Source organism: Comamonas sp. 14P8.1.4 (assembly GCF_057799285.1).
This window is the reverse complement of record NZ_JBYOKN010000001.1, coordinates 594,451-610,257: the sequence shown is the minus strand read 5'-3', so window position 1 is coordinate 610,257 and position 15,807 is coordinate 594,451. Positions and strand designations below refer to the sequence as shown.

General features: G+C 62.5%; 18 protein-coding genes. 10 read left to right on the top strand and 8 right to left on the bottom strand.

The features are described 5' to 3' along the window. Nucleotides 1-9 precede the first annotated feature (9 nt). Both urtB and urtA read right to left on the bottom strand, forming a co-directional pair. Nucleotides 10-1,614 carry an urea ABC transporter permease subunit UrtB gene (gene urtB / locus AC27VO_RS02785; protein WP_488665176.1) on the bottom strand — a complete coding sequence of 535 codons (1,605 nt, stop codon included), beginning with the start codon at nt 1,612-1,614 and terminating at the stop codon, nt 10-12. A 104-nt stretch (nt 1,615-1,718) separates the two neighbouring features. Continuing rightward, a complete protein-coding gene (gene urtA, locus AC27VO_RS02780; RefSeq protein ID WP_488665522.1) occupies nt 1,719-2,987 on the bottom strand; it encodes an urea ABC transporter substrate-binding protein in 1,269 nt (422 codons plus the stop codon). 353 nt (nt 2,988-3,340) lie between these two features. Between urtA and AC27VO_RS02775 the strand changes: the two genes are divergently transcribed. From AC27VO_RS02775 to ureC, 4 genes are all read left to right on the top strand, one after another. Next, nucleotides 3,341-3,643 (top strand): urease subunit gamma, encoded by a 303-nt coding sequence (locus AC27VO_RS02775; RefSeq protein ID WP_488665175.1) that lies wholly within the window; start codon nt 3,341-3,343, stop codon nt 3,641-3,643. Between the two features lie 49 nt (nt 3,644-3,692). Then, a complete protein-coding gene (locus AC27VO_RS02770; protein WP_488665174.1) occupies nt 3,693-4,310 on the top strand; it encodes a HupE/UreJ family protein in 618 nt (205 codons plus the stop codon). A gap of 156 nt (nt 4,311-4,466) precedes the next feature. Further along, a complete protein-coding gene (locus tag AC27VO_RS02765) occupies nt 4,467-4,772 on the top strand; it encodes an urease subunit beta (RefSeq protein WP_488665173.1) in 306 nt (101 codons plus the stop codon). After that, entirely contained in the window at nt 4,772-6,490 is a 1,719-nt protein-coding gene (gene ureC, locus AC27VO_RS02760; RefSeq protein ID WP_488665172.1) for an urease subunit alpha, read from the top strand. The genes AC27VO_RS02765 and ureC overlap by 1 nt, the downstream gene beginning before the upstream one ends. On the opposite strand, the gene AC27VO_RS02755 is transcribed toward ureC, so the two are convergent. Then, nucleotides 6,475-6,954, bottom strand: coding sequence for a gamma-glutamylcyclotransferase family protein (locus AC27VO_RS02755; RefSeq protein ID WP_488665171.1), 480 nt, complete (start codon nt 6,952-6,954; stop codon nt 6,475-6,477). The two genes, ureC and AC27VO_RS02755, sit on opposite strands and share 16 nt — an antisense overlap. A gap of 87 nt (nt 6,955-7,041) precedes the next feature. On the opposite strand from AC27VO_RS02755, the gene ureE reads away from it, so the two are divergent. The 6 genes from ureE to AC27VO_RS02725 all read left to right on the top strand — a co-directional run bounded on the left by ureE (nt 7,042) and on the right by AC27VO_RS02725 (nt 11,077). Further along, nucleotides 7,042-7,656, top strand: coding sequence for an urease accessory protein UreE (gene ureE / locus AC27VO_RS02750; RefSeq protein WP_488665170.1), 615 nt, complete (start codon nt 7,042-7,044; stop codon nt 7,654-7,656). After that, nucleotides 7,653-7,979, top strand: coding sequence for a DMT family transporter (locus AC27VO_RS02745; protein WP_488665169.1), 327 nt, complete (start codon nt 7,653-7,655; stop codon nt 7,977-7,979). The genes ureE and AC27VO_RS02745 overlap by 4 nt, the downstream gene beginning before the upstream one ends. 4 nt (nt 7,980-7,983) lie before the next feature. Further along, entirely contained in the window at nt 7,984-8,691 is a 708-nt protein-coding gene (locus AC27VO_RS02740) for an urease accessory protein UreF (protein ID WP_488665168.1), read from the top strand. Next, nucleotides 8,688-9,350, top strand: coding sequence for an urease accessory protein UreG (ureG, locus tag AC27VO_RS02735; protein WP_488665167.1), 663 nt, complete (start codon nt 8,688-8,690; stop codon nt 9,348-9,350). Before AC27VO_RS02740 ends, ureG begins: the two co-directional genes overlap by 4 nt. Nucleotides 9,351-9,422: 72 nt before the next feature. Continuing rightward, nucleotides 9,423-10,496: a DUF697 domain-containing protein gene (locus tag AC27VO_RS02730; RefSeq protein ID WP_488665166.1), complete on the top strand. Its 1,074-nt coding sequence runs from the start codon at nt 9,423-9,425 to the stop codon at nt 10,494-10,496. Between the two features lie 116 nt (nt 10,497-10,612). After that, nucleotides 10,613-11,077: a hypothetical protein gene (locus AC27VO_RS02725; RefSeq protein WP_488665165.1), complete on the top strand. Its 465-nt coding sequence runs from the start codon at nt 10,613-10,615 to the stop codon at nt 11,075-11,077. A 164-nt stretch (nt 11,078-11,241) separates the two neighbouring features. On the opposite strand, the gene arsC is transcribed toward AC27VO_RS02725, so the two are convergent. The 5 genes from arsC to AC27VO_RS02700 form a co-directional block, all read right to left on the bottom strand. Then, entirely contained in the window at nt 11,242-11,592 is a 351-nt protein-coding gene (arsC, locus tag AC27VO_RS02720) for an arsenate reductase (glutaredoxin) (protein WP_488665164.1), read from the bottom strand. An 11-nt stretch (nt 11,593-11,603) separates the two neighbouring features. Then, the gene (locus AC27VO_RS02715) at nt 11,604-11,978 is read right to left on the bottom strand and encodes a DUF423 domain-containing protein (protein ID WP_488665163.1); all 375 of its coding nucleotides are present in this window, start codon (nt 11,976-11,978) and stop codon (nt 11,604-11,606) included. A gap of 73 nt (nt 11,979-12,051) precedes the next feature. After that, entirely contained in the window at nt 12,052-13,467 is a 1,416-nt protein-coding gene (locus AC27VO_RS02710; RefSeq protein WP_488665162.1) for a dihydrolipoyl dehydrogenase, read from the bottom strand. A 46-nt stretch (nt 13,468-13,513) separates the two neighbouring features. Continuing rightward, complete coding sequence (locus tag AC27VO_RS02705; protein WP_488665161.1) at nt 13,514-14,317, bottom strand: lysophospholipid acyltransferase family protein; 804 nt, start codon at nt 14,315-14,317, stop codon at nt 13,514-13,516. A gap of 62 nt (nt 14,318-14,379) precedes the next feature. Beyond that, nucleotides 14,380-15,675, bottom strand: a complete 1,296-nt coding sequence (locus tag AC27VO_RS02700; protein ID WP_488665160.1) for a dihydroorotase — start codon at nt 15,673-15,675, stop codon at nt 14,380-14,382. Nucleotides 15,676-15,807 lie beyond the last annotated feature (132 nt).

Genomic DNA, 15,807 nt, shown 5'->3' with positions numbered 1-15,807 from the left:
GCTTCATGGTCATTCCGCACTGCGGCCTTTCATTGCGAAGATGCCCTGAGGACGCTTCTGGATGAAAGCAATGATGAACACCAGCACGGCAATCTTGGCCAGCACCGCACCCGTCCAGCCTTCGAGGAACTTGTTGAGAATGCCCAGCCCCAGCGCGGCATAGACTGTGCCTGCCAGTTGACCCACGCCGCCCAGCACTACCACCATGAACGAATCCACGATGTAGCTTTGCCCCAGGTCCGGCCCCACATTGCCCACCTGACTCAGCGCGCAACCCGCCAGACCGGCAATGCCGCTGCCCAAAGCAAAGGCCATGGTGTCCACGCGTGCTGTGTTCACCCCCATGCAGGAGGCCATCGGGCGGTTTTGCGTGACGCCGCGCACAAACAGCCCCATGCGGGTCTTGGCAATGATGTAGGCCACCCCCGCCAGCACCGCCAAGGCAAAGGCGATGATGATCACGCGGTTCCACGGCAGCATCAAATTGGGCAGCACCTGCAGGCCACCGCTCATCCACACGGGGTTTTCCACCGCCACGTTCTGCGCACCAAACGTGGTGCGCACCAGCTGCATCAGCACCAAGCTAATGCCCCAGGTGGCCAGCAACGTCTCCAGCGGGCGACCGTAGAGAAAGCGTAGCACGCCGCGCTCCATGATCGCGCCCACCAAGGCAGATGCCATGAACGACACCGGCACCGCCGCCAGCAAATACCAGTTGAAGTAATTGGGCAGATAGTTGCGAAACAGGCCTTGCACCACAAAGGTGGCGTAGGCACCAATCATCATCAGCTCGCCGTGGGCCATGTTGATAACACCCATCAGCCCATAGGTGATGGCCAGGCCCAATGCCACCAGCAGCAAGATGGATCCCAGGCTGATGCCCGTAAAAGCCACACCCAGCCGCTCCCCCCAGGCCAGCTTGTCGCGCACTTCGGCCAGCGCACGCTTGAGCGCGGCTTGCACTTTCTCGTCAGATTCTTGGCTCAGCTGTTCATTGAGCAGCAAGCGCGTCGCGGGCGTGGCGCGCTGCGCCAGTTGCTGCGCGGCGGTGATGCGCGCGGGAGCGTCTGCGCTGCCCAGCAGGGCGGCCGCTTTGGCCATCTCCAGCTCGGTCTTCACCGCTGCATTCGTTTCTTGGGCCAGCGCTTTTTCCAGCAGCGGCAAGCGCTCTGCGCTGGCGCCCTGAAGCATGGCCTTGGCGGCTTCCAGCCGTTCGGCATCATCGCCCACCAGCAAGTACAAAGCGGCTTGTGCCTGGGCAATTTCACGGCGCATGCGGTTGTTGGTGCTGGCATCTTCTGCACCTTCAGGCAAAGCCGTGGCTTGGCCGGTGACCGGGTCCATCGCCTCAGCACCACGCACAATAAAAGCGCGCTCTGCGGTGTATTGCACCTCACCGTCGCGCAGCGCATTCAAAAAGTCAGCCACGCGGGCTGCTTCGCCTGTGGCCACTGCCGCTTGTATCGCGGCAATGCGGCTGTTGTTATCGCCATCGGCCATGGCCAGCGCCTGTTCGGCCGTTAAGGCCTGGGCAGCGGGCTGCCAGCACAGGGCGCTAGCGGCCAGCACCGCCCCCAACCAGGGCCTGCATCGGAGCAAGAAAGGTGAAAACATAAGCATCCCATCAACAAAAAGCCCGTCACTCCGGACGGGCCCTTGCAACAAAGGTTCCGGTACTGGCCCAACCGTTGCAACTGTTGTGCCAGCTCCCCCTTGCTTTACTTTTTCTCGGGCTCGTCCTTTTTCTTGTCGTTGCCTTCGATGTAGGGGCTCCAGGGCTGCGCCTTGATGGGGCCCTTGGTCTTCCAGACCACGTCAAACTGGCCGTCGGCCTTGATTTCGCCAATCAGCACGGGTTTGTGCAGGTGATGGTTCTTGGGGTCCATGGTCAGCGTAAAGCCGCTGGGTGCTTTGAAGGTTTGGCCAGCCATCGCCGCAATGACCTTGTCAGACTCCAGGGACTTGGCCTTTTCCACCGCCTGCTTCCACATGTGAATGCCCACGTAAGTGGCTTCCATCGGGTCGTTGGTCAAAGGCTTGGTGGACTGGCCGGGCAGGTTCTTGGCCTTGGCGTAGGCGCTCCACTGCTTGATCCAGGCGTCGTTCGTCGGGTTCTTCACGCTCATGAAGTAGTTCCACGATGCCAGGTGACCCACCAGCGGCTTGGGATCTAGGCCACGCAGCTCTTCCTCCCCCACCGAGAAAGCCACAACAGGCACATCGGTCGCCTTGATGCCGGCGTTGCCCAGCTCTTTGTAGAACGGCACGTTGGAGTCGCCATTGATGGTGGAGACCACTGCCGTCTTGCCACCGGCGGCGAACTTCTTGATGTCAGCCACGATGGTCTGGTAGTCGCTGTGGCCGAACGGTGTGTAGGCTTCCATGATGTCCTTGTCGGCCACACCCTTGGCCTTCAAGAAGGCACGCAGGATTTTGTTGGCCGTGCGGGGGTAGACATAGTCAGTGCCCAGCAGCACCCAGCGCTTGGCCGATCCACCGTCTTCACCCATCAGGTATTCCACCGCAGGAATCGCCTGCTGGTTGGGTGCAGCGCCGGTGTAGAACACGTTCTTGGACAGCTCTTCCCCTTCGTACTGCACAGGGTAGAACAGCAGCGCATTGGTTTCTTCATAGACCGGCAGCACCGACTTGCGGCACACCGAAGTCCAGCAGCCAAAAGTGACTGCTACCTTGTCCTGGCTGACCAGCTGCTTGGCCTTTTCCGCCGCCAGCGGCCAGTTGGAGGCTGTGTCAATCACCACGGGCTCGAGCTTCTTGCCCAGCACGCCGCCCTTGGCGTTGATCTCTTCGATCGTCATCAGCGCCATGTCTTTGAGCGCGGTTTCCGAAATGGCCATGGTGCCCGACAGCGCGTGCAGCACGCCCACCTTGATGGTGTCCGCCGCGTGGACCGACATGCCGGCAAAGCCCAGACTGGCCACAGCAGCTGTGGCAGCCAAAGTCTTCAGAGTAAAACGGCGCTGAATCATGAAAAGTGCTCCTCAAAGGACGGATTGAACGTGCCCGCCATGGGGAAAGTTGCGGCGGTGTCACCAGCCCAATGCAAGCCATGTGCCACTTTTTCGACAGGCATCCGAAATCACCACAAAGGTGCAGCAAACAACGATGAACGGCACGGGCGCACCGTTTTAGCCGCGCAACGCCCCAAAGCGTTCAGCGGCTGCTGCTGCGATGCAGTCCGGCAGCACCAAAACAAGGCGCAGCGCTTGCACCACAGCCAGCACTGGCACGTCTCTTGCAATCCCACACCGGCATACAGCGCGCTGACCCAGCAACACCCTTGGACTGAACCCCGCGCGGCCTGATTGAGGAAACGAATATGGAATTAACTCCGCGCGAGAAAGACAAGCTGCTGATCTTTACCGCCGCCCTGCTGGCCGAGCGCCGCAAGGCCCGTGGACTGAAGCTGAACTACCCCGAAGCCGTGGCCCTGATCAGCGCCTTTGTGATGGAAGGTGCGCGCGACGGAAAAACCGTGGCCCAGCTGATGAGCGAAGGCCGCACCGTGCTGACGCGCGACGACGTGATGGACGGCGTGCCCGAGATGATTCCCGACATCCAGATGGAAGCCACCTTCCCTGACGGCACCAAGCTGGTGACCGTGCACGAACCGATTATTTGATTGCAAGCCTTTTTGGCCTCCAGCCCTTATTTCACCTGCGCTTACAGCTATGAAAACCAAGAAACTGATCGCCACTTCCGTTGCCACTGTGGCCACCCTGCCCCTGTCTGCCCTGGCCCATGTAGGCACTGATGGCGGTGGCCACCACAACTTTCTGGACAGCCTGACCCACGCCTTTGCCCACCCCTTTGGTGGCACCGACCACCTGGCCGCCATGCTGGCCGTGGGCGCGTGGAGCGCACTGGCGTTCAAGTCTTCGGGCAAGCAATGGACGGCACCGGCCGCCTTTGTGGCCTTGCTGGTCGCAGGTTGCCTGGCGGGCTTCGCCGGCCTGCAAGTGCCTGCCGTGGAACCCATGATTGCTGCCTCTGTATTGGTGCTGGGCCTGCTGGTGATGGCACAGCAAAAAATGGCCATGGGCGCCGCCGCAGGCTTGGCCGGTGTGTTTGCCTTCTTCCACGGTGCTGCGCACGGCCAGGAGCTGGCGGCCAACACCTTGCCCACCGCCTTGGCCGCCGTCATCGGCATGGCAGCAGGTTCTGCCCTGCTGCACCTCAGCGGCATGGTGCTGGGCCACCAAGTGATGCAACGCCACGCCGTGCTGGCCAAGCTGGCCGGTGGCGTGACCGCCGCATTGGGTGCGTTCATGCTGACCCGGCTGGCTTGATATGCCCCCCCTGAGTCGCTACGCGCCTTCCCCCTCTAGGGGGACGACAGCCTCGCTGCGGGGCGGCCCTTGCTCGCTGCCTCTGCGTTTGCGTCGTGCAATGCCCCATGTAGTGCGCTTTGGCATATGCAGAGGCACCACCCAAGGAGATATGAAATGATCCCCGGAGAAATCTTGGTCGACGAGGGTGCACACGTGCTCAACCCCGGCCGTCCCTGCGTCACCGTATTGGTGAAAAACGCCAGCGACCGCCCGATCCAGGTCGGCTCGCACTACCACTTTGCCGAAACCAACGCCGGACTGGAATTTGACCGCCAGACTGCCCACGGCAAGCGCCTGAACATTGCCAGCGGCATGGCCGTGCGCTTTGAGCCCGGTCAGCAGCGCACGGTAGAGCTGGTCGACATTGGCGGCGATCGAAAAATCTACGGCTTTCGCGGCCTAGTACAGGGGAACTTGTGATGGCTCAGATGGACAAACGCGCCTACGCAGAGACCTTTGGCCCCACCGTGGGTGACCGTGTGCGGCTGGCCGATACCGATCTCATCATCGAGGTGGAAAAAGACTTCACGCTGGCCGCTGGCGGCTATGGTGAGGAAGTGAAGTTTGGCGGCGGCAAGACCATTCGCGATGGCATGGCGCAAAGCCAACGCAGCCGCGAACAAGGGGCGATGGATACGGTGCTGACCAACGCGCTGATCGTTGACCACTGGGGCATCGTCAAAGCCGATATTGGCTTGAAAGACGGCCGCATTGCCGCCATCGGTAAAGCCGGCAACCCCGACACCCAACCGGGCGTGGACATTATCATTGGCCCGGGCACCGAGATCATTAGCTGCGAAGGCAATATCGTCACCGCAGGCGGCATCGACACCCACATCCACTTCATCGCGCCTCAGCAGATTGAAGAAGCGCTCACCAGTGGCGTGACCACCATGATTGGCGGCGGCACCGGACCGGCCACCGGCACCTTTGCCACCACCTGCACGCCCGGCCCCTGGAATATGGAGCGCATGCTGCAAGCGGCTGATGCCTTCCCGATGAACTTGGGATTTTTGGGCAAAGGTAATGCCAGCCTGCCGCATGGTTTGCATGAGCAAATCAGTGCCGGCGCCATTGGCCTGAAGCTGCACGAGGACTGGGGCAGCACGCCAGCGGCCATCAGCAACTGCCTGGATGTGGCCGAAGAGACCGACACACAGGTGGCCATCCACACCGACACATTGAACGAATCCGGCTTTGTGGAAGATACAGTGGCCGCTTTCAAAGGCCGCACCATCCATACCTTCCACACCGAAGGCGCGGGCGGCGGCCACGCGCCCGACATTCTGAAAGTGGTGGGTGAAGCCAATGTGCTGCCGTCCTCCACCAACCCTACACGCCCCTACACCATCAACACGCTCGATGAGCACGTCGACATGCTGATGGTCTGCCACCACCTGGATGCGGGCATTGCCGAGGATTTGGCCTTTGCCGAAAGTCGCATCCGCAAGGAAACGATTGCGGCCGAAGACATCCTGCATGACATTGGCGCGATCAGCATGTTCAGCTCCGACAGCCAGGCCATGGGCCGTGTCGGCGAGGTGATTTTGCGCACCTGGCAGACAGCACACAAGATGAAGCAGCAGCGCGGGCCATTGCAGGGCGACGGCGCGCGCAACGACAACTTCCGCGTCCAGCGCTACATCGCCAAGTACACCATCAACCCCGCGATTGCCCACGGCATCAGCCATGAAGTGGGTAGCTTGGAAGTGGGCAAGTGGGCGGATATCGTGATCTGGAAGCCCGCGTTCTTTGGCGTGAAGCCCGCGTGCATCTTGAAAGGCGGCTTTATCGCCATGGCGGCCATGGGCGACCCGAATGCGTCCATCCCCACGCCGCAGCCCGTGCACTACCGGCCCATGTTCGGTGCATTTGGTGGTGCGATTGCCAAGACCTCACTCACCTTTGTGTCGCAAGCGGGTCTGGCTGCCGGCATTGGCCTGCGCTTTGGTCTGCACAAGACGCTGTCGGCCGTCAAAGGTATTCGCGGTGTGCAAAAGCAGCACATGATTCACAACGATCTGGCGCCACGCATGGAAGTGGATGCCCAGACCTACGCCGTGCGCGCCAATGGTGACTTGCTGACCTGCGAGCCCGCCACCAGCTTGCCGATGGCGCAGCGCTACTTTTTGTTCTGAAGATGCGCCTTGTGGGTGTTGAACCAAGCCAGCCAGTCCCCTGCCTCAATCACGGGGCAGTGGGTGACTGCGGTGGGCAAGGCTTCATAGACCAGCACGGCCAGCATCTGGGTGCTGCCACCGGTGAGCGCCACGGGCACGGTCAGGATGCGCTTGGTGTATTCGCCCGTGTCTTGCGGCCAGATGCCTTCGTAGCCGTCCAGCACCTGCTCCAAAGCGGCATCCAGCGGGTACACCTCGGCCAGCACCTGCTGCGTGCCTTGCAGGCTCAGCCCCGGGTACCAGCCCATGTCGTACAGGGTGCCAACCAAGGTGGTGCGACCTGTGATCCCCCTGCCATCACGCAGACGCGCGATGTCATTGACACCACCGGCACGCAGCGTGCCATACACAGCCACATGGCTGGCGCCACAAGGCTGCCAGCCGGTGACCACCGACGAAGAATGTGCAAAAGGGGTTGACATGTCTGTCATGCTAACAAGTGAACGAAAACGTGTGGAATGCACGATTCGCGCCAGCTTCCAGCTCCCTTTTTGAAAGTAGAACCGCTTATGTTGACCGTCAACAAACTCCTTCCCCAAGGCCAGGGCCTGGCCCGTGTGCTGCTGCAGCGCGCTGCCACCGTGGAGCTGGACTGGGATGTGCGCCAGAAATCGCGCTTTGCCGCCACCGACAGCCAGGGCCGCGAACTGGCCATCTTTTTGCCCCGTGGCCAGGCCGTGCGCGGCGGTGACGTCCTGGTGGCTGAAGACGGCACCATGATCCGCGCCATTGCCGCACCGCAACGCGTGCTGCACATCACCGCCTGTGCCGCGCACGGCACGGCGTTTGATTTGATGCGTGCGGCCTACCACCTGGGCAACCGCCATGTGCCGATAGAGCTGCAGCCCGATCACCTGAAGATCGAGCCCGACCATGTGCTGGCCGACATGCTGCGCAGCATGCACATGACCGTGGTGGAGGCCGATCTGCCGTTTGAGCCTGAAGGCGGCGCTTATGGCGGCCACGTGACCAATGACGGCCACAGTCACCATCACCACGGAAACAGCCATGCCCACGCCCATGACCATGGGCACGACCATGGTAGCTGTGGGCATAGCCATGATCACGATCACCACGACCACCCCCATTGCGGGCATGACCACCACAAGGGCTGCTGCGGATGAGTTGGTTGTATTTAATTGCTGCGGGCCTGTGCGAGATCTTCTACGCCGCGGCCATGCCCCGCACCGAAGGCTTTACCAAGCTGTGGCCGAGCCTGTTTTGTGGCGCCTTCATTGCGGCCAGCATGTATTTGCTGTCGCTGGCCACGCGCACCATTCCCGTAGGAACAGCGTATGCGGTCTGGGTGGGCATTGGTGCGGTTGGCACCGCCGTCTACGGCATGCTGATGCTGGATGAAGACCGCAGCGTGGCCCGCATGGCCTGCTTCGGACTGATCATCATGGGCATTGTCGGCCTGAAGTTTTTGAGCCTGCGTGCGGAGTAAGCCGATGACTGCGCCCGCACTGCACCTGTCGTCCAGCAGCTTTCTGCAGCTGATGTGGCTGGCTTCACCAGCCTTGCCCATCGGCGGTTTTTCCTACTCAGAAGGGCTTGAATCCGCCGTCAATGCTGCGCTGGTAGCTACCGAATCTGAAGCTTCCGAGTGGCTGAACACGCAGTTGCACCTGACACAGTCACGCGGTGACATGGCGGCCATTGCCCAGGCCATGCCAGCATGGTCCAGCAATGACTGCTGCCGTTTGGCTGCACTGAATGACTGGGTGCGCTGCACGCGTGAAAGCAGCGAACTGCGGCTGCAAACCGAGCAGATGGGCCGCTCCCTCATGGAGTGGCTGAAAAACCGCCATGCCGACGACGCCCAGGCGCTCGAGCGCATCCACTGGCTGGCCGCACAAGATGCGAGCTACCCGCTGGCGTTTGCCCTGGCCGCACACCTCACGGGGGCCAGCGCACGCGATGCCCTGCTGGCCTACACCTTTGGCTGGGCCGAAAACATGGTGCAGGCCGCCATCAAGGCCGTGCCGCTCGGGCAAAGCGCGGGGCAACGCATTCTGGCGCGGCTGACCACAGGCATTCCCCAGGCCGTAGAACACGCCCTGGCGCTGCCCGATGCGCAGCGTCAGGCCTTCTCTCCCATGCTGGCCATTTTGTCGGCCCGGCATGAACACCAATACTCACGCCTTTTCAGATCATGAGCACTGCACTGCATCACATCCCCCACCGCACCAAGAAACTGCCCCCCTTGCGCGTGGGCATTGGCGGGCCTGTTGGCTCGGGCAAAACCACCATTTTGGAAATGCTGTGCAAAGCCATGCGCGACAAATGGGACCTGGTGGCCATCACCAATGACATCTACACCAAGGAAGACCAGCGCCTGCTGACCATCAGCGGCGCCTTGCCGCCCGAGCGCATCATGGGCGTGGAAACCGGTGGCTGCCCGCATACGGCCATTCGCGAAGATGCCTCGATCAACCTGGAAGCGATTGACCGCATGCTCAAAGACTTCCCCAACGCCGACATCATCTTCATTGAATCCGGCGGAGACAACCTGGCCGCCACCTTCAGCCCCGAGCTGAGTGACTTGACGATTTACGTGATCGACGTGGCCGCCGGTGAAAAAATTCCGCGCAAAGGTGGCCCAGGCATCACCAAGAGCGATCTGTTTGTCATCAACAAAACCGACCTGGCCCCGCACGTGGGCGCCAACCTGGACATCATGCGCAGCGACACCATCCAGCAGCGCACCACGTCCAAGGGGCTCAAGCCGTTTGTGATGACCAACCTCAAAACCCTGGAGGGTCTGGACGAGGTCATCGCCATCATTGAAAAACAAGGCTTGCTGGTGGCCGGCTAAATGGCGTGACTCCCAGCAGTACCAACGGCACTCAGGCACACTGGGTGCCGTTTTGCTTTGGAGCGCTTGCCCATGTCACGCTTTACCTCTCGCCTGCTTTGGATGGTTGCCAGCGCATTCGTGATCTGGAGTGCGGTGGTTGCTGCCGCCATGGTCAGCCAGCTGGCCGATGCCGCAGATCGCCTGCATGCTGGTGCAGGCCAGCCGGTGTTTTGGTGCCTGATCGGCTTGCTGATCGCCACCGTGGTGCTGCCCACCGTATGGCTGCTGCGCATGCCTGCGGCACTGCGCTGGCCTGCGCTGGCAGATGCACAGGCCGTGCAAGACTACCAGCAGCACCTGCGTCTGCATCTGGCCCGCAACCCACGCTTGGCAGACGTGGCCCTGGCCAGCGAGGACGATGTGCACCACGCACTGGCCCAATTGCGCACCGCCGCAGAGCAGGAAACCCGCCGCACCGCCACTGCTGTGCTGACCAGCACGGCACTGCTGCAAAACGGGCGCCTGGACGGCTTGGTGGTACTGGTCAGCCAGATTCAGCTGGTGTGGCGCATTGCACGCATCTATGGCCTGCGCCCCTCACTGCGGCAAATGACCTATCTGTATGGCAATGTGGGCGCCAGCGTGCTGGTGGCCAGCAGCATCGATGATGTGGACTTTGCCGAGCTGACGGCGCCCATTGTGCAATCGGCCACACCGGCCGCCATGGGCAGCATTCCCGGGCTGGGGGGCATGGGTCAGTTGCTGACCAACAGCCTGGCCAGTGGAGCTGCCAATGCCTTTTTGACCCTGCGTGTGGGCTTGATTGCCGATGCCTACTGCGCGCCTGAACAATCGCCGCAGCGCCAGGCCATCAAGCACAGCGCCACCCACCGGGCCGCACAATTGCTGGGCAGCATTGTCAAAGACTGCGGCAGCCACATCACACAGGCGGTGTATGGCCGCATCAAGCACAGCATTGTGAGCACGGCCCAATCGGCGGCCGACAGCGTCAAGCAGGCCGGCCGCAGCGTCAGTGATGCCACGCAATCGGCCTACCAAGCCACGGCACAAGGGTTGAACCAGGCAGTAGCGCAAGTGCGTGGAAGCACAGCATCTGCCACGCAGCGACTGCAGCAGTCGCTGCAACCCAAAGACAAACCTTGAGTGTTTCAGTCTTTTTTTGCCTCTAACCCTTACCCATCAAGCGCCTTCAGCTCTCTTTTTAAAATTCTTGATGAGATCGCTTGTAGGGATGGCCACCTGGCTCTAGCATGGTCCGCATGCAGCACCTTCCTACGACAACCACCACTGCCGCGCTGGCAGCCCTGCTCTGGCTGGCGCTCCTCTCCCCCCCCAGCCACGCGCAGGTTTACCGCTGCGGCAGCAGCTACAGCAGCCAGCCCTGCCCAGGCGGAAGCACCATTGCGCTAGAGGCGGCCACAGGCGCCTCCGCCACGACCGCAGACACGGACCTCACCAAGACGCGCCAGCGCAAACACGCACGGAGCCAGGAAGAGCGCGACGCCAGAGCCTGGGAGCGCACCGAGCGTGAACTGGACAAGGCGCAAGCCAACACCCCGCCACAGCGCCAGGCCGGCAAGAACCGCGCGGAGTGCGAGGCGACCAGCCGACGCATTCAAAAGATCGACGAACTGGCGCGCAAAGGCGGTAGCGCACAGAAGATGGAAAAACTGCGCGAAGAGCGCCAGAGCGCCCGAGACAGGCAATTCAGCGCGGGCTGCTAACGCCACGCCAACACCCCCTCAGCATTCTTCGCAGGATTGCTGCGCTGCGGCACACAACCGCAATCAGCGCAATGGCACAACAACGCTGTGCGGTGGCCCACACCGCCGTGGCTGCCAGCTGTCAGCTGTCAAGCCAGCGAGGTGCATGCCGCCCAAGGCCAAGCCTAGAGCAGCTCCAGCACCTTCTCTGGCGGGCGGCACAGCGCTGCGCCCTTGGGGGTGACCACAATCGGGCGATTCAGCAGCGCCGGGTGCTGTGCCACGGCCAGCAAGATCTGCGCATCGCTGACGCTGGGGTTGTCCAGCCCCAGCTCCTTGTAGGCCGCTTCCTTGGTACGCAGCAGTTCGCGCACGGGCACGCCCAAGTGGGCCACCAGCTCCGCCAGTTCTGCGGCGGTCAGCGGCGTGGCGATGTAGTCCACGATATTCGGTTCAATCCCGCGCGCGCGCAGAATCTCCAAAGCGCCGCGCGAGTTGCTGCAGCGGTTGTTGTGAAAGATGGTGATGTCGCTCATAAGCCGCAAGTTTAGGCGCTGCGCGCCGCTTTCCAGCCGCCCAGGCCCAAGGCCAGCCAGCCCAGCATCAAGCAGCTTCCGCCCCAAGGAACGAGGGGACGCAAAGCCTCCACGCCCGTGAAGGTGCGCAGATAAATCAGGCCACTGAACAGCAGCACGCCCAGCACCCACAAACCGCCTGCAGCGCACAGCCAGCGGTTACCCAGCCCCTTGAGCGCTGCAATGCCCAACCCCAGCAGGGTCAGTGCATGGAACATTTGCTGCTGCACCGCCATCTGCAGCGTGCCACGCGTGGCTTCACGCACGGCAGCATCGGCGATAAAGCCCAAGCCATGCGATGCATACGCGGCCATGCCAACGCCCGTCATACCCAAAAACGCGGCCATAGGAATCCAAAATTTACGCATCAGAAAGCGTGTCCTTTCACAGTGGGAGCCCCAAGTGGGGCGACCGCCTCGGTCATGCCGCACGCAGGCTCCGGCGCATGTCCCGCAGTGCGGTGTCAATCATTTCTTCGAGCGTCGGGTGGTAGTAAGGCAGCTCCAGCATGCGCTCGACCGTTTCTTCACGCTGGATGGCCCAGGCCAGCTGGTGCGCCAGATGCTCACCCGCCGCGCACATCAGGCTGGCGCCCAGCAAACGCCCCGTGCCAGGCTCTGCATAGATGCGCACCATGTGCTGATGATGCGCGGCCCCCATGAGTTTGGAGCGGCCGCTGTCGGTGCCACGCACCGTACCAATGATGGCACCCTGGGGCAGCTGGTCAAAACGCAGTCCCACCTCGGCCAGATCAGGGTCGCTGAACACGATGGACATGGGCACGGTCCGGTGGCGGGGGGCCAGTTGTGCCCATGGCCCATCCCCCAGCGCCAGCAAGGCCTGCTGTGCTGCCAGCGTGCCTTCATGCCCAGCTTCATGCATCAGGCTGCGCCCGGCCGCTGCATCGCCAGCCAAAAACACCATGCTGCCTGCGCAGCGCAGCTGCCCCGCTTCCATCTGCGGACGACCCTGGGCATCCAGCTGCACACCGGCCTGAGCGATCTCCAGCCCTTGCAAGCGGGGCACACGCCCCAAGGCAGCCAGCAGATATTGCGCCTGGTGCTCCAGATCCCCGGCTTGCAGCCGCACGGTGCCGCCCTCCGCCCTCGACACAGTCATCTGCCGCGCACCCAGCGCCAGCGGCAACTGCTGCGAAAAATAATGCTGGGCAACGGCTGCCACTTCCGGGTCTGACAGCTTGGCCAGCACCGCAGAACGCCCTGCCCCCACCACACGCACACCCAGGCGCGACAAGGCCACCCCCATCTCCAGCCCAATGGCGCCCAGCCCCATGACTGCCACGCTGCGCGGCAGCTCGGGCAGGTAAAACAGCTCGTCGGTCGTAATCAGCGCATCACCCAGGCTGGCCTGCAAATCGGCAGGTTTGACCGCCTGCGAGCCCGTGGCCACCACAAAAGCCCGTGCCTTGACCTGGCGTCCGTCATCCAGCGCCAAGGTATCGGGGGCGATAAAGCGTGCGCTGGCGTGCAGCAAATCATCGCCGCCCAGCTTACTCACCTGCCGCACATTGCCTTGCACCAGCTGGTCACGTACGGCCAACGCTTCTTGCCACAGCTGCTGCGGCGTGGTGTGGCCTGCAGGCAGCTGCGCCACACCACCGGCAGGCAACAGACTTTGCAGCGTGCTCCAACGTTGGCCGGCATGCAGCACCGCCTTGGAGGGCATGCACCCCACGCGTGCGCACAAAGTGCCCAAAGGGCCGTGATCGATCATCACCGTACGCGCGCCCGCTCGGCGCGCTGTGCTGAACGCGTGCATGCCTGCTGTACCAGCGCCGATGACGGCGACATCCACTTCAACCACCAAGGCCGTCATACGCGCCCCTTTGCAAATAGTGACCCCATGCTGGGGCACCGGGTTGTTACTTGGCGGCAACCGCCTTGTCCAAGGTCTGCGGCTGCGTTTCCTGGCACTGCCCGGCTTCGGTCCAACGCAGGGCTTGAACACTGGCCTGCAGATCCTGCGCCCAGGTACGCCGGTCGCGCCCATTGGCTTTTTGCGCAGCACCATAGTGCACCACCGCCACCAGATGATCGGTAGCAATGGTGCGCCACAGGCTGCGCAACATGGCTTCGTCCAGATACGCCTCGCAGGGCACCAGCGAGACCTGCCCCGTGCGCGCATCCACAAAAGTCATGGCCACGGGTTGCACGGGCACATCGGCATCAATCGCAGCCTGCAGCATATTGCCGTGAAAAGGCAGCAACTCCCGCCCGGAACCCACAGTGCTTTCAGGAAAAACCGCCAGGATGTCGCCTTGCGCCAGCGCAGCCTCCATGGCCTGCACGGTGCGCTGTGTGTCACGGCGCGAGCTGCGCTGCACAAACAGCGTGCCTGCCGCACGCGCCAGGTGGCCCACCAGCGGCCAGCGGGCAATTTCAGCCTTGGAGATGAAGCGGCAGTGCTGCGCCGCATGCAGGGTGGGAATATCCAGCCATGACTGGTGATTGGCCACCTGCAGCACAGGCCCCTGCATCAGGGGCTGGCCTTCAACGCGCAAGGTAATACCCGCCGTAGCCAAGAATTCACGGGCCCAGCGCTCCACCATGCGGTGCTGGCTGGCGCCATCGAGCTGGTTGAACCCATGGCGCGCCAGATGCACCCCTTTGAGGGAATGCCACACCATCTGCGCCAAGCGCCGCATTGCACGCCAAGTTCCCGCCATCAGGCCCATCCTCCCTTGCAATTACGTTGATATCTCCCAGGCAGCCAACCGCAGCCGCACGGTCAGGCGCGCGCGAACGCCACGTGGCCATTCACCAGCGTCCATTGCACGCGGGCGGGCAGCTCATAGCCGTTGAACGGTGTGCACTTGCCTTGGCTGACCAGCTCTGATGCGCCCACTGTCCAGGCGGCTTGTGGGTTGACCACACACAGATCCGCCGCACCGCCTTCGACCAATTGGCCCAGGCTGGCCTGCAGGGTACCCAGTGATGCGCCCAGCAAGCGTGCAGGCGCAGCAGTCACCACTTCCAGCGCACGCGCCAAAGACACGTTGCCATCTTGCGACCACTTCACCGCCAGCGACAGCAGCAGCTCCACGCCCGTCGCTCCGGCTTCTGCCTCGGCAAACGGTAACACCTTGGCATCGTCATCCACGGGGCAGTGGTCAGAGACCAATGCATCGATGGTGCCATCGGCCAGTGCAGCAGACAGCGCATCGCGGTCGCGCTGCTGGCGCAGCGGTGGAATCAGGCGGGCACTGCTGTCAAAGTAGCCGATGTCGGTTTCTGTCAGGTGCAGCGAGTTGATGGACACATCGGCCGTAATGTTCAGGCCTTCGGCCTTGGCCTTGCGCACCAGCTCCACCCCGGCAGCGCTGGAGATGCGGCACAGGTGCACACGCGTTTGCGAGCCACGAATCAGCTCAAAGATGGTGTGCAGCGCAATGGTTTCTGCCGCCACAGGCACGCCAGCCAGACCCATGCGCGTGGCCAGCGCACCGCTGGCTGCCACGCCTTTACCCAAATCTTTGTCCTGTGGACGCAGCCACACGGCATAGCCGAAAGTGTTGGCATAGCTCAGCGCACGGCTGAGCGTGGTGATGCTGGGCAGCGGCACATCGGCCTGGCCGAAAGCCACGCAGCCAGACTCGGTCAGCTCGGCCATTTCGGTCAGGGTCTCGCCCTGCAGTCCCTTGGTCAGCGCCCCCATGGGGAACAGGCGCGACTGGTGCAGCTTCTCGGCTCGGAACTTGAGCATTTCGACCAGACCTTGCTCATCGAGCACGGGGTCGGTATCGGGCAGGCAAACCAGGCTGGTCACGCCGCCGGCCACGCTGGCGGCCATTTCCGAGGCCAGCATGCCTTCGTGTTCATGGCCGGGCTCACGCAGGCGCACGGCCAAGTCCACCAAACCGGGCAACACCCACTGACCGGAGGCGTCAATCACCCGGTCTGCCGCAAAGCCTGCCGGGGCTTGGCCGATCGACACCACACGGCCCGCAGCCACCGCCACATCGCACACCTGATCGAATCCGCGCGCTGGATCAATCACGCGGCCGTTTTGAATCAAGATTTTCATGGTTAATCACCAAATTGGCTGCTAGCCCTTATTTCACTAAGGCTAGCAGCTATAAAAATATCTTCCACCCGAGCACCACCTGCGCTGGCACAGCCAGCTTTCGCAGGGGACACCGAGCAAGGGCCGCCCCGC